This window comes from Azorhizobium doebereinerae UFLA1-100 (assembly GCF_000473085.1).
Classification (GTDB): Bacteria; Pseudomonadota; Alphaproteobacteria; order Rhizobiales; family Xanthobacteraceae; genus Azorhizobium; species Azorhizobium doebereinerae.
In genome coordinates this window covers 59,487-76,977 of sequence record NZ_AXBA01000029.1, presented here as the reverse complement: position 1 = coordinate 76,977, position 17,491 = coordinate 59,487, and the positions used below count along the sequence as shown (strand labels likewise).

The following is a 17,491-nucleotide window of genomic DNA, read 5'->3' as shown; positions in this document are numbered from 1 at the left end:
CCCTGCCCGTCAGGCCTGCGCCTTGTCCAGGCACCAGGCCAGAATGCCCTTCTGGGCATGCAGGCGGTTCTCGGCCTCGTCGAACACCACCGACTGCGGGCCGTCCATCACCTCGTCGGTCACTTCCTCGCCGCGATGGGCCGGCAGGCAGTGCATGAAGATGGCGCCGGGATTGGCGCGGGCCATCAGCGCCGCGTTGACCTGGTAGGGCTTCAGCAGGTTGTGGCGGCGCTCGGCCTCCTTGTCGCCCATGGACACCCAGGTGTCGGTGATGACGCAGTCCGCGCCCTCCACCGCCTGGTCCGGGTCGCGCATGAAGCGGACCTTGGCCTTGGTGCGCTTGACGAAGTCCTTGAGCGCCTGGCGCGGCGAGAGTTCCTTCGGGCAGGCCACGCTCATGGAGAAGTCGAACTGCGCCGCCGCGTGCACCCAGGAGGCCAGCACGTTGTTGGCGTCCCCGGTCCAGGCCACGTGGCGGCCGGTGATCGGCCCCTTGTGCTCCTCGAACGTCAGCACGTCCGCCATCACCTGGCAGGGATGGGAGATGCGGGTCAGGCCGTTGATGACCGGCACGGTGGCGTAGCGCGCCAGCTCCATCAGGTCCTCATGGCTGAGGATGCGGATCATGATGGCGTCGACGAAGCGCGAGAGCACGCGGGCCGTGTCGGCGATGCTCTCGCCGCGGCCGAGCTGCATCTCCGCGCCGGTCAGCATGATGGTCTCGCCGCCGAGCTGGCGCATGGCGAGGTCGAACGACACCCGCGTGCGGGTGGACGGCTTGTCGAACACCATGGCCAGCGACTTGCCGGCCAGGGGTTTTTCCTCCTGGCCGGCCTTGCGCTGCGCCTTGAGCGTCTTGGAGAGTTCCAGCACCCGCCGCAGGTCGACCGCTTCGAGATCGGTCAGGTCGAGAAAATGACGCACGCTCGTCCCGCTCATTCGGCGGCCCCCTTCACCGGCGCAGCCGCCATCCCGTCCTCGATCCGCCGGCACGCCGCCTCGATCTTCTGGACGGCGATGCCGACTTCCTCCTCGCTGACCACCAGAGGCGGCAGCAGGCGCACCACATTGTCGCCGGCGCCCGGCGCCAGCAGTCCTTCCTCGCGCAGTGCCAGCACCAGCTCGGCGGCCGGCCCCTGCGCCCTGAGGCCCATCAGCAGGCCCTGGCCGCGCACCTCGGCGATGACGTTCGGGTGCCGGTCCTTCACCTCCGCCAGGAGCTGCGTGAAGCGCAGGCTCATCATGCGGACATGCTCCAGGAAGGCGGGGTCCAGCACCTTGTCCAGCACCGCATTGCCCACCGCCATGGCCAGCGGGTTGCCGCCATAGGTGGAGCCGTGGGTGCCGAGCGTCATGCCCTTGGCCGCCTCCTCGGTGGCGAGGCACGCCCCCATGGGGAAGCCGCCGCCGATGCCCTTGGCCACCGCCATGATGTCCGGCGTGATGCCGGCCCATTCATGCGCGAACAGCTTGCCGGTCCGGCCGACGCCGCTCTGCACCTCGTCGAGGATCAGCAGCAGGCCGTGCTGGTCGCACAAAGCGCGCAGCGCGGTGAGGAAGCTCGGCGGCGGCACGCGCACGCCGCCCTCGCCCTGCACCGGCTCCAGCAGGATGCCGCCGGTCTCCGGCCCGATCGCCGCCTTCACCGCCTCGATGTCGCCGAACGGCACCTGGTCGAAGCCGGGCATCTCCGGGCCGAAGCCCTCCAGATACTTGGCGTTGCCGCCGGCGGCGATGGTGGCGAGCGTGCGGCCGTGGAAGGCGCCCTCGAAGGTGATGATGCGGGCGCGCTCGGCATTGCCGGCCACGTACTGGTACTTGCGCGCCATCTTGATGGCGCACTCCAGGGCTTCCGCGCCGGAATTGGTGAAGAACACCGTATCGGCGAAGGTCGCCTCGGTCAGCCGCTGCGCCAGCCGCTCGCCGCCCTTGATGCGGAACAGGTTGGACGTGTGCCAGAGCTTCTGCGCCTGCTCGGTGAGCGCGGCCACCAGATAGGGGTTGGCATGGCCCAGCACGTTGACCGCGATCCCGGCGGTGAAGTCGAGATAACGTCGCCCGTCCGTGGTCACGAGCCAGCAGCCCTCCCCCCGCTCGAACTCAAGATTGACGCGCGCATAGGTTGGCAGAACGGGGGATATCACGGACCCCTCCTCGAGAGGGTGGATTGGAGACGCCGCGGGCCGAGGCCGTTGGACAAATGGAAAAAGGCCGCCCACGGGGGCAGCCCGACGAGGGGATTCTAATGATCGTCCTCGCAGGGTCAACATACCCCGAATGGTTAACGTTTCTGCAACGACTTGGGGAAAACAGCCCCGGGGGCGATTCTCGCTCTTCGCGTCACACGCCTCATATTGTAGCTTCCACATCGCCGGCCACGATATGTCGTGCGCGGCACCGTTCCCAAGTGGCGTCGGATCCCCAACATCCTGCGTGCGATACGCGCGTTTCGGGAAGCGGCCGGGGATTCGATGAGGCAGCCAAGGAGGAGAGCGATGAGCTGGAACGACGAGCGCGTCGAACTCTTGAAGAAGCTCTGGAGCGACGGTCTGTCCGCCAGCCAGATCGCTGGAGAGCTCGGCGGCATCACGCGCAATGCCGTCATCGGCAAAGTCCATCGCCTCGGCCTGTCCGGCCGGGCGAAGGCACCGGCGGTGGCCGCCCGGCCCCGCAAGGCCGCCCGGCCCGACACCCCCGCCCAGCGCCCGCAGGCCCCCGTCCGGCCGGCGACGCACGGCAACACCGCGCTGGCCCCGGCCTTCGAGGAACTGGTGGACAGCGCGCCGGCTCCGGCGCCGGCCCCCCAGCCGTCCAACAACGTGCTGCCCATCGGGCAGCGCTGCACCATCATGAACCTCACGGAATCCACCTGCCGCTGGCCGCTGGGCGAACCGGGCACGGACGCCTTCTACTTCTGCGGCGGCCGCAGCCTGACCGGCATGCCTTATTGCGCGCAGCACGCCCGCATGGCCTATCAGCCGGTGCAGGATCGCCGGCGCGACCGGCGGGTCGCCCGGATCTGAGCCCGACCCAGGCTCGGCGCATCACGACAAAAGCCCCGCACTGCGGGGCTTTTTCATATGTGCAGAGCCCCGCGTCTGGCGGGGCGCGGCGGGCTAGCGGGGATCCACATTCAGGCTGGACCTCTCGTAACGCAGGGCTGTCCTCCTCAATCCCGTGCGACGCACCCCCTTCCCCGCAAGGGGGGAGGTGCCCCTGCCTGTCCTTGCTCCGGGCCGCCCCAAACGCCCCCCTCATAGGCGGGCGGGCGCCGGCTTCGAATGTTCGGTGACGCCGCAGGAGGCTTGGCGGCAGGAGTCTTGGCGGCGGGAATCCCGGCCGCAGCACTATCGGCCCCAAGACCTGCGGTCGAGTGAATCGTCCTCTAACATTTTGATAGAGAACGTTTTTCCGTTCGAATGGCGATGCCATTCGAACGGAACGTGCTCTAGCGGCGGTCGCGCGTCGGGTCGAAGCAGGTGTAGCCGATGAAGCACTGCCGGCTGTCGCGCGTCGGCACCCAGGCCGGCTCGGTCATCTGGTCCGCCGGGCAATAGGCCCGGCTGATGACGAAGCGGTCATAGGTGGTGGCGGAGGTGGCGAGCACCGCGCTGCCCCCGGTGCGGATCAGGGTCGCGGCCTGGCGGCAGGTCATCTGCATGGTCGCCGGCAGCGCCAGCGCCGCCGTGGGGATCAGGACGGCCGCGACCGCCATCGGCGCCAGCGCCGCACGCACACTCTTGTTCATGACACTCACTCCCACGGCGGGATCGACCGTCCGCATCACCTTGTCGGCATCACCTAGTCGGCATCATCTTGTCAGCACGACTGTCGGGACCATCTTCCCGGCACCGTCTTGTCGGCACCGTCTTCTTGCCGGCACCACCTTGCCCGTCGTCGCGCGGCAGGGTCCGCGCGCACCCGGGGTCCCCTTCGTCCCGCCCCCGGGGCGGTCCCGACCATAGACGCAAAGGCCCCGGCGAACCAGACGGCTCACCAGTCGCGATGCCCCCAGTCCGGCTCATAGCAGGTGTAGCCGATGAAGCATTGCGGGTTGTCGCGGGTCCGCTCGAACGCCGGCCGCAGCGCCTCGTCCGGCTGGCAGAAGCGCATGTCGCTCACGAACCGATCGAAGGTGGTGGGCGAGGTGTCGAGGACGATGCCGCCGCTGCGCTTCACCAGGCCCGCCGCCGCGGCGCAGGTCATGGCCTGGGTGGAGGGCCGGGCCAAGGCCGGGGCGGCCGACGCCGCCAGCGCCAGCAGCCCCAGAAGGACCGGCCAGGGCGCATGCGCCCGGCGTGATGTGCGACGTTCCGCTGCTTTCGCTGCCAGGCCCATGTCCGCCTCCCCGACGCGACCGTGCCATCGCTGCCCGTACACCGGACAGGCTGCTCTTCTACGGCGAAAGGTCAATGGCGGATTGCCGGGACGGCGCCCGTCGCGTCAATGGGCGCGGGCGAACATCTCGTTGAAGGAATAGCCCGCCCCGCGCACCGTGCGGATGGGGTCGAGCTGCCGGCCGCGATTGATCGCCTTGCGCAGGCGGCCCACATGCACGTCCACGGTGCGCTCGTCGATATAGACGTCCTGCCCCCACACCCCGTCGAGCAATTGCTCGCGGGAAAACACCCGGCCGGGGCTCTGCATGAGGAATTCCAGCAGGCGGAACTCGGTGGGGCCGAGATGCACCTCGCGCCCGGAGCGGTGGACCCGGTGGGTCTCCCGGTCCAGCTCGATGTCGCCGGCGCGCAGCAGGGTCGCCACGTGCTCGGGCTTGGCCCGGCGCAGCAGCGCCCGCACCCGGGCCAGAAGCTCGGGCACGGAGAAGGGCTTGACCACGTAGTCGTCCGCGCCGGTGGCGAGACCGCGCACGCGCTCGGTCTCCTCGCCACGGGCGGTGAGCATGATGACCGGCAGGCGCTCGGTCTCCGGCCGCGTGCGCAGCCGGCGGCAGAGCTCGATGCCGGACAGCCCGGGCAGCATCCAGTCGAGGATGACGAGGTCCGGCACGCTTTCACGCAGCCGGGTCTCGGCTTCGTCGCCCCGACCCACATTGTCCACGGCATAGCCCTCGGATTCGAGGTTGTACCGCAGCAGGAGCGTCAGGGGCTCCTCGTCCTCGATAATCAGGATGCGCGCAGGCACGGGCAATTATCCCTGGACGGTCCGCGGGGGGAACGAAACCGTGGTTTCACTGGAGGCATCGGCCTTCGGCCGGTCATCGGAGATCATGCCGCCGGTGACCATGTAATAGACCGTCTCGGCCACGTTGGTGGCGTGGTCGCCGATGCGCTCGATGTTCTTGGCGCAGAACAGCAGGTGCGTGCACACGGAGATGTTGCGCGGATCCTCCATCATGTAGGTGAGGAGTTCGCGGAACAGCGAGGTGTACATGGTGTCGACGCTCGCATCCTTGCGCCACACCTCCAGCGCCTTCTCCGGATCGCGGCCGGCATAGGCGTCCAGCACTTCCTTGAGCTGTTCGAGCACCAGCTCGGACATGTGCTCGACGCCGCGCACCAGCTTCTGCGGGTGGTACTCGCCCTCGATGGCGAGCACGCGCTTGCCGATGTTCTTGGCCAGGTCGCCGATGCGCTCCAGGTCGTTGGAGATGCGCAGCGTGGCGACGATGTCGCGCAGGTCGCTGGCCACCGGCTGGCGCTTGGCGATGACCAGGACGGCCTTGTCCTCGATCTCGCGCTGAAGCTGGTCGATGGTGGCGTCCAGCAGCACCACGCGCTGGGCGGCGGCGGCGTCGCGGCGGATCAGCGAGAGCACGGAATCGGACACCAGGCGCTCCGCCTGGCCGCCCATCTCCACGACCTTGCGGCCCAGTTCCTTCAATTCGACGTCGAACGCCGAAACGGTATGTTCGGGCATAGGGGACCTCCCGCTCTGCTCAGCCGAAGCGGCCGGTGATGTAGTCGCGCGTCTTGATCTCCTTGGGATTGGTGAAGATCACGTCGGACGTGCCGACCTCCACCAGCTCGCCGAGATAGAAGAACGCCGTGAGATCCGCGCACCGCGCCGCCTGCTGCATGTTGTGCGTCACGATGACGATGGTGAATTCCTGCTTCAACTCGTCGATCAGGTCTTCGATCTTCGAGGTGGAGATGGGGTCGAGCGCCGAGGTGGGCTCGTCCAGCAGGATGACTTCCGGGCGCACCGCGATGGTGCGAGCGATGCACAGGCGCTGCTGCTGGCCGCCGGACATGCCCAGCGCCGAGGTGTGCAGGCGGTCCTTGGTCTCTTCCCAGATGGCGGCCTTGCGCAGGCAGCTTTCCACCCGCTCGTCCATCTGCGCCTTGTTGATGCTCTCGTGCAGGCGCACGCCGAAGGCGATGTTGTCGTAGATCGACATGGGGAAGGGGGTCGGCTTCTGGAACACCATGCCGATGCGGCTGCGCACCACGGTGGAGTCCAGGTCCTTGCCCACCACGTTCACGCCGTCGAACAGCACCTCGCCCTCGGCCCGCTGGCCGGGATAGAGGTCGTACATGCGGTTGAACACCCGCAGCAGCGTGGACTTGCCGCAGCCCGACGGGCCGATCATGGCGGTCACGCGCTTCTCGGGAATGGTGAAGTTGATGTTCTTCAGGGCATGGTTCTGCCCGTAGTAGAAATTGAGCTTGTTGACCTGGATCTTCACCGGCGCCTCGACGGCGCCGGGCTTCGCCGCGACGGACGAGGACAGATTGAAGGTCGGATCGACGGCTGAATTCATGACAGGCCTCGTTCGGTCTCGGACCCTGCCGGGCGGGGCAAGGCAATCGGTCTGATGGGGTCGAGCGCGATCAATGCGACCGCGCAAGCACGAGCCGCGACACCACGTTGAGCACCAGCACGCCCACCGTGATGAGCAGGGCGCCGGCCCAGGCCAGCGCAACCCAGTCGTCAAACGGGCTGCCGGCATATTGATAGATCGCGATGGGCAGGCTCGCCATGGGCTTGGACAGGTTCACCGACCAGGAATTGTTGCCCAGCGAGGTGAACAGCAGCGGCGCGGTCTCGCCGGCGGCGCGGGCGATGGCCAAAAGGATGCCGGTGACGATGCCGGCCCGGGCGGCCCGCCACGTCACCATCATCACCACCTTCCACTGCGGCGCGCCGAGCGCGAAGGCGGCCTCGCGCAGGCCCACGGGGACGAGGTTCAGCATGTCCTCGGTGGTGCGCACGATCACCGGGATCACCAGGATGGCCAGCGCCAGGGAGCCGGCCCAGCCGGAGAAGCCGCCGAACGGCACCACCAGGAGCTGGTAGATGAACAGGCCCACCAGGATGGAGGGCGCCGAGAGCAGGATGTCGTTCACGAAGCGGGCGGCGGAGCCGATCTTGGTGCCCTTGCCGTTCTCGGCCAGGAAGGTGCCGGCGAAGATGCCGATGGGGCCGCCGATGGCGAGCGCGATGGCGATCTGGATCAGCGAGCCGACGATGGCGTTGAGCAGGCCGCCGTTCTGGCCGGGCGGCATGGTCACGTTGGTGAACACGCTGAGCCCGAGGGCGGGAAGCCCCTTGGCGACCAGGGTCAGCAGGATCCAGGCCAAAAGCAGGATGGCGAGGACGGCGAAGCCGGTGGAGACCACCTTGACGGTGGTGTCCTTGGCCCGGCGGGCGGCGAGAGAAGCCATGGCGCGGGTCTCCCTCAGTCGAGCCGCGAGCGCACGAGCGCACGGGACAGAGCGAGGACGATGAAGGAAATGACGAACAGGATGAAGCCGAGCTGGAGCAGCGAGGTCAGCTTCAGCGAGCCGATCGGCGCCTCGGGGAATTCATTGGCGATGGTGGAGGCGATGGTGGCGCCGGGCGCGAACAGGGAGGCGGACAGGCGCGTCGCATTGCCGATGACGAAGGTCACCGCCATGGTCTCGCCCAGCGCCCGGCCGAGGCCGAGCATCACCGCGCCCACCATGGCCGTGCGGCCGTAGGGCACCGAGACGTTGCGGTAGACCTCGAACGTGGTGCAGCCGACGCCGTAGGCGGATTCCTTCAGCATGGGCGGCACCGATTCCAGCGTCTCCACGAACATGGCGGTGATGAAGGGCACGATCATCACCGCCAGGATCAGGCCGGCGGTGAACATGCCCGAGCCCAGCGGCGGACCCTGGAACAGGGCGCCCAGCACCGGGATCGGCCCGAGCAGGTCGATCAGCGGCGGCTGCACATAGGCGGCCATCAGCGGGGCGATGACGAAGAAGCCCCACATGCCGTAGATGATGGAGGGCACGGCGGCCAGCAGCTGCACGGCGACGCCGATCGGGCGCTTGAGCGGCTGCGGCGCGATCTCGGTGAGGAAGAAGGCGATGCCGAACGACAGCGGCAGGGCCACCACGACGGCGATGACGGCGCTGAACAGCGTGCCGTAGATCATCACCAGGGCGCCGTACTTCTCGGTCACCGGATTCCAACTGGCGGTCCAGAGGAAGTCGAGGCCGAATTCCTGCAGCGCCGGCAGGCCGCCCAGGAACAGCTGGGCGATGATGAGGCCGAGCAGGATGAGGACGAAGATGCCGCTGGCCCACAGCGCCCCGACGAACAGCGGATCGGACAGACCGCCGATGCTCTTCGCCTGGTGAATGGGAATGCGGCCCGTGGCTCCTGAACTGTCGATCGTCGCGTCCATCCCCTGCCCTTCCTTCACGACCGCGCCGTCCGGCGGCGGTCAGCGGCCGCGCCCCGGCCGCCTGTCCGACCATCCAAATCCCGTCGTCAAAATCCTGCCGCCGGCGACGCGCCACCCCGGCGACCACCCGTCTGCGCCCCGGACCGGGAAATCCCCGTCGCAAGACACGGTGTCGCAAATGGGAAAGTGTGTTCCAACGGCGCCCTCGCCCTGCGCTGCGCCATCGGCACGGCGGGCGGCGGGAGAAAAGCCGGCCCGCCCCGATGGGCGGACCGGCGATCGTCGGATCAGAACACCGGCTTGCCGTCCGGGGTCTTCACCTCGGCCTTCCAGGCCGCTTCGATGCGCTTCACCACCGACTCCGGCAGCGGGATGTAGTGCAGCTTCTCGGCGATCTCGCCGCCGTCCTTGCCATACGACCACTCGAAGAACTTCATGACCTCCTTGGAGGCCTCCACATTGGTGGGGTTCTTCGGCAGCAGGATGTAGGTGGCGGACACGATCGGCCAGGCGCCTTCGCCGCTGGTGTTCAGCATGGAGGCGGCGAAGTCCTTCGAACCGGTCCAGTCGGCGGCGTCGGCCGCAACCATGAAGGACTTCACGGACGGGGCGAGGAACTTGCCCGCCTTGTTCTGGAGCTGCGTCACCACCAGCTTGTTGGCGGCGGCGTAGACGAACTCGACGTAGCCGAGGCCGCCCTTGGTGTTCTTCACGGTGCCGGCAACGCCTTCATTGCCCTTGGCGCCCGCGCCCGCGGGCCACTGCACGGAGGTGGCGGCGCCGACCTTGGACTTCCACTCCGGGCTCACTTCAGCCAGGTAGCTGGTGAACACGTAGGAGGTGCCGGACGAGTCCGAGCGATACACCGGCACGATGGCCTGGTCGGGCAGCTTCACGCCGGCGTTGAGGTCGGCGATCGCCTTGTCGTTCCACTTGGTGATCTTGCCGAGATAGATGTCGGCGAGGATCGGGCCGGTCAGCTTGAGCTGGTCGGAGGCGATGCCGTCGATGTTCACGGTGGCGACGATGGAACCGATCACCGCCGGGAACTGGAGCAGGTTGGCGGAGGCGAGCTTGGCGCTCTCCATCGGCGCGTCGGAGGCGCCGAAATCAACCGTGCGGTTGATGATCTGGTTCTGGCCGCCGCCGGAGCCGATCGACTGGTAGTTCAGACCGTTGCCGGTCTTCTCTTTATACTTGGCGCCCCAGGACTGGTACACCGGGGCGGGAAAGGAAGCGCCAGCGCCGTTGAAATCAAGGGCAGACGCGCTACCGGCGATCAGAGTGCCGGCGACAGCGATCGCCGCGCCGAAAATGGTGGTGAGCTTCACGGATTCTCTCCATTGCCAATCAGGTGCCGCCACTGGACGTTGCCGTCCCGACGCAACTTTGGGCCGCACAGACATAGCGGCGTGGCCCGAACCTTCTATGACCGACGCATGACACAAGAATGACAGCTCAAGCCGCTGGATTGACTTCGTTTTTCGAAGTTTCCTCGGCGAGCTCCAGCCGGACCGTAAAATTCGCGCCCTCGCCGGGGCTGCTTTCCACCGTCATCCGCCCCCGATGCCGGGCGACAATGTGCTTCACGATGGCCAGCCCGAGTCCCGTGCCGCCCTGGTCGCGGCTCGCCGCCACGTCCACCCGGTAGAAGCGCTCGGTCAGCCGCGGCAGGTGCTCGGGCGCGATGCCCGGCCCGAAGTCGCGCACGCTGATCACCGCCACCTCGCCCGTCGGCCCCGCCTCCCGCGCCAGCCCGACTTCCACGCGCTTGCCGGTGAGGCCGTACTTCAGCGCGTTCTCGACCAGATTCTCGAACAGCCGGATCAATTCGTCCCGGTCGCCCCGCACCATGGCGGCGCCTGCTCCGCGGCTGAGCTCGATGGTCACCCCGCGATCCTGGGCCAGCGGTGTCAGCGTATCGCACACATGGGCGAGGATGCCACCGAGGTCCACCGGCGTATCCGGGCGCACATGGACGTTGAGCTCGATGCGCGACAGCGACAGGAGATCGTCGATCAGCCGCGACATGCGCCGCGCCTGGGCCCCCATGATGGTGAGAAAGCGCTCCCGCGCGGCGGCATCATTGCGCGCCGGGCCGAGCAGGGTCTCGATGAAGCCCGAGAGCGAGGCCAAAGGCGTGCGCAGCTCATGGCTGGCGTTGGCGACGAAGTCCGCCCGCATCTGCTCCACCCGCCGCTGCGCGGTCAGGTCGCGGAAGGTCAGCAGCACCGCGTCCGGCCGGCCGCCCGGACGCCCCCCTTGCAGGTGCAGCGGCACCACATGGGCTTCCAGCCAGCGATCGAGCGGGATGCGCTCGGCGAATTCCACCCGGCGCGGCACGCCGTCCTCGGCCCCGGCCCGGACCGCCGCCAGCACTTCCGGCACGCGCACCAGGAACGACAGGGGATCGCCGACCCGCGCGGCGCCCACGGCCAGCGCCACGCGCTCGTTGGCGGACAGGATCTCCCCGTCCGGGGTCAGCAGCAGAGCCGGCTCGGGCAGCGCCGCCACCAAGGCGATGAGCGGCGGGTCGACCCGGGGGCGCTGCGCGGGCGGAGCGCTCGCCGCGGAGGGCACGATCGGCAGCGGCACACGCCAGGCCCGGCCCCGGCGCACGCAGATCGCTCCGGCCAGCGCGACGATGAGGATGAGGCCGGCGACCGCAAGGTGGACCAGGCCGGCGGCCGCCCCCGCCAGTGCGACAAGGCCGAGGAGGGCGAACCAAAGCCGGGCATAGCACCACCACGGGGCGCGCGGATCGGCCGGCGGCACCACCGGGACAGGCGGCAGCATGCTCATGACCGCCCCCCTGCCCGGTACCCCGGCACCGTCGCGCTGCGACCTCTATCGTCCGTCCTGCCGCCCGGCATGGGCTCGATCCTCAAAGAGACACCACATAAGATGCGCCCGCCGGGGTGTCCTTTCCCTCGGTTGCGACTCAATAGCCCAGCGATGGTGAATTCCGCGTGCGAAGGCAATAAGACAGCGTTTCGCCGCAAGTCTGGTTTTTCAATGCGGAAATGGGAACGGCCGCCCATGATGCGCGCTTTAACCGTCAGGCCGATCTGGGGCCCGGTGTTGCTGGGAAGTGTCCGATGTCTGTTCGTCTCCGCCTGATCGCCGCCGCCCTTGCCGCCTGCGCGGCGCACAGCGCCCAAGCCGATCCCCTCCCCACCCCCACCGGCGACTTCGCGCTGAAGGCGAAGACGCGCGACGGCGGCACGCTGGACCTTGCCCATTCCGGCGGCCGGATGCGGCTGGAGATGCTGCCCAAGGCCGCCCCCGCCATGGTGGTCGGGCTTCTCGACCTGCGCGCCGGCAAGATGGTGGTCATGGTGCCGGCCATGCCGAAGATGGCGGTGCAGATGGACCTGCCGCCCGATTTCACCTTCGCCTCGATGAACGGGTCCGGCACCAAGACCGGGAGCGCGGAAGTGGCGGGCGAGCCTTGCGATCTCTGGAAGGTGGATGCCACCGCCAGCCAGGCGGGAACGGGGCCGACGGTGTCCTGCATCACGGCGGACGGCATCGCGCTGCGCACCGAGATGGACATCAAGGGCAAGACGGAGGTGCTGTACGAGGTCACCTCGCTCACCCGCGGCCCGCAGGACCCGCGCCAATTCGTCCTCCCCACCGGCGTCCAGACGGTCAAGATCCCCAAGAACGCCGCGGCGGCCCTGCCCGGGCTCGCGCCGTTCACCGCCGGGCTCGGCACGCCCTCGCAGTGACGCCGCGCGACGCCCGCGGCGCCGCGCCGTTTCACCCGCCTATTCGGCGGCGGTGACGCGCTTGCTCTCGGCCACCGGCGGTGCGGCGGCGGCGGTCTCGGCCGCCCCGGCGGCGCGCCGGCGGCCACCGAGATAGATTTCCCGCCCGCCCAGCAGGGTCAGCGCGAGGGCGAAGGGCACGATGTAATAGAACAGGCGGAACACCAGCAGGGCGCCCACCATCTCGCCCGCCTCGAACTGCGGCAGGGCGACCAGCAAGGCGGCGTCAAACACCCCGAGGCCACCGGGCGCATGGCTGGCGAACCCCAGCAGCGTGGCGGTGACGAAGATCACCGATAGCGAGATGGGATCGATATAGGGGCTGGCGGGCATCAGCATGTACATGGCCGCCGCGCACAGGCTGAGATCCAGGATGCCGATGCCGATCTGCAGCAGGGTGGTCTTGCCCGCCGGCAGCGTGACGAACCAGCTGGCGCGGCCGATCTTGCGCGGCGCGGCGCTCACCCACACCACATAGCCCACCAGGGCGGCCAGCGCGGCCACGCCCAGCAGGCGATTGACGAAGGGCGGGAGCTGATCCACCGCCGTGGCGGCGTCCGGGTGGATGAGGATGCCGAGGCCCAGTACCGCCACGTTGCCCAGCCAGAAGGTCAGGCCGGCGACGAAGCAGATCTTCGCCACGTCGACCGCATTCAGGCCCCAGGCGGAATAGATGCGATAGCGGACCGAGCCGCCGGTGAAGACGGTGAAACCAACGTTGTGCCCCACCGAATAGGAGCAGAAGCCGGACAGGGCCGCGACGCGATAGGGCACCTCGGACTTGCCGATGGTGCGCAGGGCGAACCAGTCATAGAAGGTCAGCGTGATGTAGGCGCAGGCCACCAGCACGAAGGCGATCGCCACGTGCAGCGGATCCTTCGCCTGCAACGCCGCGACCACGTCGGCGAAATTCAGCTTGTGCAGCATGCGGTAGAGGACGGTGATGGCAAAGCCGATCACCACCAGGCTCGCGATAAAACCCAGCCCGTGCAGGCCCACCTTCTCCCGCAAAAAACGCCAGACCCGTGATGGAACGCTCATAAGGCACCGTTTCCCCCGCCGACGGCCGAACCCACATGCCGGAAAGGTCCAAGCGGATGGACCGCTGCGGATCGGATGGGCTGACGCTACGTCGCCACCATCCTTGCATTGAAGGCCTAGCGCCTCAAGACGGCGCTCCCGTGGCACCGTGAACAGATTTACAATTTTACCGGATAGCCGATCTCCACGGTCCGGCTGCGCGGCAGGCCGAAGCGGTCCACGGAACGCTCCGCATTGCGCGCCAGGAAGGCGAAGACGTGGGCCACCACGTCGCGCATGCGCGTCACTTCGTCCGGCGGGATGATGCGCTCATGGCCGATCACATAGATCGCCTCGTCCGGATCGACGCCGCGCGCGCTCAGCGCCGGGCCGAGCACCGAGGGCACGTCGATCTGCTGCATGTAGCCGAAGCGCAGGTCCACCCGCACATAGGCGCCGTCCAGCACCGTCACCCGCACCCGGTCGTCCACCGACACGCGCGGCCGGGCAGCGATCCACACCGAGACGATGACCGCCCGCTGGAAGCGGATCTTCAGCAGGTCCGCCATGCGCGACAGCGCCACCGGCGTCATGGCCCCGGCCCGGGACAGGAAGATGGCCGTGCGCGGGCTCTCCGCGTCGTTGGCGCGGTCCTTGCGGGCGACGAACTCGTCCATGGGCTCGGTGAAGCGCACCTGCTGCGCCACCACGCCCTCCAGGCCGCGACGCCAGCTGATCATGACGAAGATGACCATGCCGGCGATGGTGAGCGGCAGCCAGCCGCCGTCATGCAGCTTGGTCATGTTGGCGCTGGCGAAGGCCGCGTCCAGGCTCAGCAGGCCGATGGCCAGCGCCACCACGGCGGGCTTCGGCCAATTCCAGGCGCGATACACCTGGGCCACGAACAGGATGGAGGTGGTGACCATGGCGAAGGCCACCGCGATGCCGTAGGCGGAGGCGAGCCGGTCGGATGCCTCGAAGCCCAGCACCACGGCGATGCAGGAGATCATCAGCAGCCAGTTCAGGCGGCCCACATAGATGTGCTGCTCGTTGTGCTCGCTGGTGTAGCGGATGCGCATGGGCGGCAGGTAGCCAAGCTCGATGGCCTGCTTGGCCAGTGAGAACACCCCGGTGATGATCGACTGGGACGCGATCACCGTGGCCGCGGTGGCGAGCATCAGCAGGGGAATGTCGAACGGATCGGGGCAGAGGTCGTAGAACGGGTTGCGCACCGCCACCGGGTCGCGCAGCAGGATCGCACCCTGGCCGAAATAATTCAGCAGCAGCGCCGGCATTGCGACGACCAGCCACGCCCGGGCGATGACCTTGCGGCCGAAATGGCCGAGGTCGGCATAGAGCGCCTCGCCGCCGGTGATGGCGAGAAAACAGGCGCCGATGATGACGCCGGCGAGGCCCGTATGATCCACCAGCGTGCGGAACCCGGCGCGCGGGTCGAGCCCGGCCAGGACCTCCGGCGCCTGGACGATCCCATAGACGCCGAGCACCGCCAAGGAGCCGAACCACATCAGCATGATCGGCCCGTAGAAGCTGGCGATCCGCTCGGTGCCGAGCCGCTGCGACAGGAACACCGCCAGCAGCACCAGCACCGTGACCGGGACGATCCAGGCGTTGAGGGCCGGCGAGATGATCTGCAAGCCCTCGATGGCGGACAGCACCGACATGGCCGGGGTGAGCACGCCGTCGCCGATCAGCATGGCGGCGCCCACGAGGCCGGCGCCGAGCAGGTACCAGCGCAGCCCGAGCGCGCTGCGGTGCAGGTCGAGCAAAGTGACGAGGGCGAGGATGCCGCCCTCCCCGTCATTGTCCGCCCGCAGCACCAGCATCACGTATTTCACCGTGACGGAGAGGATGATGCTCCAGGTGATGAGGGAGAGCAGGCCGAGCACGTCGGCGGGCACGAAATCGGTACCGCCCACCGCCAGCACGCCCTGCTTGAGGGCATAGAGCGGGCTGGTGCCGATATCGCCGAAGACCACGCCGAGCGCGCCGATCTCTGCGGCGAACGGCACCACGCGCTGGCGGTCACGACTGAAGCTCAAGGACATTGCTCGAGTTCCGGTCGCTCAGGGTTTCGGTCGTGAAGGGACGGACAGGGGCCGGATGCGCAAGGCGATCTCTCTGCATCGGGAGCGCCTGACGCGCCCCGAATTCCAGTCGAAACGGTCCAAGGCAGCCCCCCGCAACACGCCGCCATTTCGGCGGCCGCTGCCCACACCTAGCTCCGTTCGCGTAAGCTGACAATGCGGTGGACCGGGGCGGTACGCCCCGGCCCGGAATTGCGCCCGGGCCGCAGCCCCGGAGGGATGCGGCCCGGCGACGATCAATAGCGGTAGAGTTCCGGCTTGAAGGGGCCTTCCTGGGGCACGCCGATATAGTCGGACTGCTTGTCGGAGAGCTTGGTCAGCTTCACGCCGATCTTCTCCAGGTGAAGCGCGGCGACCTTCTCGTCGAGCTTCTTCGGGAGCGTGTAGACCTTCTTCTCGTAGACGCCAGGCTTGGTCCAGAGCTCGATCTGGGCCAGCGTCTGGTTGGTGAAGGACGCCGACATCACGAAGCTCGGGTGGCCGGTGGCGTTGCCGAGGTTCACCAGGCGGCCTTCCGACAGCAGGATGATGCGCTTCTTGTCGGGGAACTCGACCTCGTCGACCTGCGGCTTGACGTTGTGCCACTTGAAGTTCTTCAGGCCGGCGACCTGGATCTCGCTGTCGAAGTGGCCGATGTTGCAGACGATGGCGCGGTCCTTCATGGCCCGCATGTGCTCGACCGTGATGACGTCGAGGTTGCCGGTCGCCGTCACGAAGATGTCCGCGCGGGGCGCAGCGTCTTCCATGGTGGTGACTTCATAGCCTTCCATCGCCGCCTGCAGGGCGCAGATCGGATCCACCTCGGACACCATGACGCGGCAGCCGGCGTTGCGCAGCGACGCCGCCGAGCCTTTGCCCACGTCGCCGAAGCCGGCGATCATGGCGACCTTGCCGGCCATCATCACGTCGGTGCCGCGGCGGATGCCGTCCACCAGGCTCTCGCGGCAGCCGTAGAGATTGTCGAACTTCGACTTGGTGACGCTGTCGTTCACGTTGATCGCAGGCCAGAGCAGGATGCCCTTCTTCTGCATCTCGTAGAGACGGTGCACGCCCGTGGTGGTTTCCTCGGTCACGCCGCGGATCGACTTGGCGAGCTGGGTGTACCAGCCGTGCTTGTGCTTCAGGCGGCGCTTGATGGCGGCGAAGAGGACTTCCTCTTCCTCATTGGTCGCGCCGTCGAGGAAGGCGGTGTCGCCATTCTCGGCGCGCAGGCCGAGGTGGACCAGCAGCGTGGCGTCGCCGCCGTCGTCCAGGATCATGTTCGGCGCGCCACCGTCGGCCCACTCGAAGATGCGGTGCGTGTATTCCCAGTATTCCTCCAGGGTCTCGCCCTTCACGGCGAAGACCGGCGTGCCGGCGGCGGCGATGGCCGCGGCGGCATGGTCCTGGGTGGAGTAGATGTTGCAGGACGCCCAGCGCACGTCGGCGCCGAGCGCCTTCAGCGTCTCGATGAGGACGCCGGTCTGGATGGTCATGTGGAGCGAGCCGGCGATGCGGGCGCCCTTCAGCGGCTGCGACGAGCCGTATTCCGCGCGCGTGGCCATCAGGCCCGGCATTTCGGTCTCGGCGATGTCGAGCTCCTTGCGGCCCCAATCGGCGAGATTGATGTCCTTCACCACATAGTCGGTCATGTCTGCTCTCCCTGTCGGGCCCCGGCGGCCGCGCGGTTATGGGTACGCGCTACCGATGGTCGGCCCAGTAGCACGGACAGGCAAAAGCATCAATAAGGATATAAACAAATGTTTATATCGCAGGTCTCGCCTGCGATCGCACTTGGCGCAGAAACGCATGCGTGCCTTGCGCGAAGCTGCCCGCGCAGGAAAAGAGCGGCGCTTTGATTCATGCGATTTTTGTGTTATACAAGGAGTTACAGTCGATTGCGTCTCAGTCAACCATCCCGCGCTGACATCATCTGCGCATTCTCGGGAACATAGGGGCGAGAGTTGGCGTGTCCAGCCGCGGGGTACGGCTTGGCG

General features: G+C 67.8%; 16 protein-coding genes. 2 read left to right on the top strand and 14 right to left on the bottom strand.

Features of this window, described 5'->3' with window-relative positions:
• Positions 1 to 9 precede the first annotated feature (9 nt).
• Both argF and YU1_RS0119465 read right to left on the bottom strand, forming a co-directional pair.
• Positions 10 to 939, bottom strand: a complete 930-nt coding sequence (gene argF / locus YU1_RS0119470) for an ornithine carbamoyltransferase (protein ID WP_029005514.1) — start codon at positions 937 to 939, stop codon at positions 10 to 12.
• Complete coding sequence (locus YU1_RS0119465) at positions 936 to 2,144, bottom strand: aspartate aminotransferase family protein (RefSeq protein WP_029005513.1); 1,209 nt, start codon at positions 2,142 to 2,144, stop codon at positions 936 to 938. The genes argF and YU1_RS0119465 overlap by 4 nt, the downstream gene beginning before the upstream one ends.
• A 351-nt stretch (positions 2,145 to 2,495) precedes the next feature.
• Between YU1_RS0119465 and YU1_RS0119460 the strand changes: the two genes are divergently transcribed.
• Entirely contained in the window at positions 2,496 to 3,023 is a 528-nt protein-coding gene (locus YU1_RS0119460) for a GcrA family cell cycle regulator (RefSeq protein WP_029005512.1), read from the top strand.
• Between the two features lie 425 nt (positions 3,024 to 3,448).
• Here the strand turns inward: YU1_RS0119460 and YU1_RS0119455 are convergent, their stop codons facing one another.
• The 9 genes from YU1_RS0119455 to YU1_RS30235 form a co-directional block, all read right to left on the bottom strand.
• Positions 3,449 to 3,748 (bottom strand): hypothetical protein, encoded by a 300-nt coding sequence (locus YU1_RS0119455; protein ID WP_035715954.1) that lies wholly within the window; start codon positions 3,746 to 3,748, stop codon positions 3,449 to 3,451.
• Between the two features lie 245 nt (positions 3,749 to 3,993).
• On the bottom strand, positions 3,994 to 4,338 hold the full coding sequence (locus YU1_RS0119450) for a hypothetical protein (RefSeq protein WP_245263384.1): 345 nt from the start codon (positions 4,336 to 4,338) through the stop codon (positions 3,994 to 3,996).
• A 105-nt stretch (positions 4,339 to 4,443) separates the two neighbouring features.
• Positions 4,444 to 5,145 (bottom strand): phosphate regulon transcriptional regulator PhoB, encoded by a 702-nt coding sequence (phoB, locus tag YU1_RS0119445; RefSeq protein ID WP_029005509.1) that lies wholly within the window; start codon positions 5,143 to 5,145, stop codon positions 4,444 to 4,446.
• Positions 5,146 to 5,151: 6 nt separating this feature from the next.
• A complete protein-coding gene (gene phoU / locus YU1_RS0119440; RefSeq protein WP_029005508.1) occupies positions 5,152 to 5,880 on the bottom strand; it encodes a phosphate signaling complex protein PhoU in 729 nt (242 codons plus the stop codon).
• A gap of 19 nt (positions 5,881 to 5,899) precedes the next feature.
• Complete coding sequence (gene pstB / locus YU1_RS0119435) at positions 5,900 to 6,724, bottom strand: phosphate ABC transporter ATP-binding protein PstB (protein ID WP_029005507.1); 825 nt, start codon at positions 6,722 to 6,724, stop codon at positions 5,900 to 5,902.
• A 70-nt stretch (positions 6,725 to 6,794) separates the two neighbouring features.
• Positions 6,795 to 7,628 carry a phosphate ABC transporter permease PstA gene (pstA, locus tag YU1_RS0119430; protein WP_051357037.1) on the bottom strand — a complete coding sequence of 278 codons (834 nt, stop codon included), beginning with the start codon at positions 7,626 to 7,628 and terminating at the stop codon, positions 6,795 to 6,797.
• Between the two features lie 14 nt (positions 7,629 to 7,642).
• The gene (gene pstC / locus YU1_RS0119425; protein WP_029005505.1) at positions 7,643 to 8,620 is read right to left on the bottom strand and encodes a phosphate ABC transporter permease subunit PstC; all 978 of its coding nucleotides are present in this window, start codon (positions 8,618 to 8,620) and stop codon (positions 7,643 to 7,645) included.
• 287 nt (positions 8,621 to 8,907) lie between these two features.
• Positions 8,908 to 9,951, bottom strand: coding sequence for a phosphate ABC transporter substrate-binding protein PstS (gene pstS, locus YU1_RS0119420; protein ID WP_051357036.1), 1,044 nt, complete (start codon positions 9,949 to 9,951; stop codon positions 8,908 to 8,910).
• Between the two features lie 127 nt (positions 9,952 to 10,078).
• Positions 10,079 to 11,416: an ATP-binding protein gene (locus tag YU1_RS30235; RefSeq protein ID WP_051357043.1), complete on the bottom strand. Its 1,338-nt coding sequence runs from the start codon at positions 11,414 to 11,416 to the stop codon at positions 10,079 to 10,081.
• Between the two features lie 302 nt (positions 11,417 to 11,718).
• Between YU1_RS30235 and YU1_RS30230 the strand changes: the two genes are divergently transcribed.
• Positions 11,719 to 12,351: a hypothetical protein gene (locus YU1_RS30230; protein WP_051357035.1), complete on the top strand. Its 633-nt coding sequence runs from the start codon at positions 11,719 to 11,721 to the stop codon at positions 12,349 to 12,351.
• Between the two features lie 39 nt (positions 12,352 to 12,390).
• Here YU1_RS30230 and YU1_RS0119405 read toward each other — a convergent pair whose 3' ends face one another.
• From YU1_RS0119405 to ahcY, 3 genes are all read right to left on the bottom strand, one after another.
• Positions 12,391 to 13,431 carry a putative bifunctional lysylphosphatidylglycerol flippase/synthetase gene (locus YU1_RS0119405; RefSeq protein WP_029005503.1) on the bottom strand — a complete coding sequence of 347 codons (1,041 nt, stop codon included), beginning with the start codon at positions 13,429 to 13,431 and terminating at the stop codon, positions 12,391 to 12,393.
• A gap of 158 nt (positions 13,432 to 13,589) precedes the next feature.
• On the bottom strand, positions 13,590 to 15,476 hold the full coding sequence (locus tag YU1_RS0119400; RefSeq protein ID WP_198018986.1) for a potassium transporter Kup: 1,887 nt from the start codon (positions 15,474 to 15,476) through the stop codon (positions 13,590 to 13,592).
• 275 nt (positions 15,477 to 15,751) lie between these two features.
• Positions 15,752 to 17,146: an adenosylhomocysteinase gene (ahcY, locus tag YU1_RS0119395; protein ID WP_029005501.1), complete on the bottom strand. Its 1,395-nt coding sequence runs from the start codon at positions 17,144 to 17,146 to the stop codon at positions 15,752 to 15,754.
• Positions 17,147 to 17,491 lie beyond the last annotated feature (345 nt).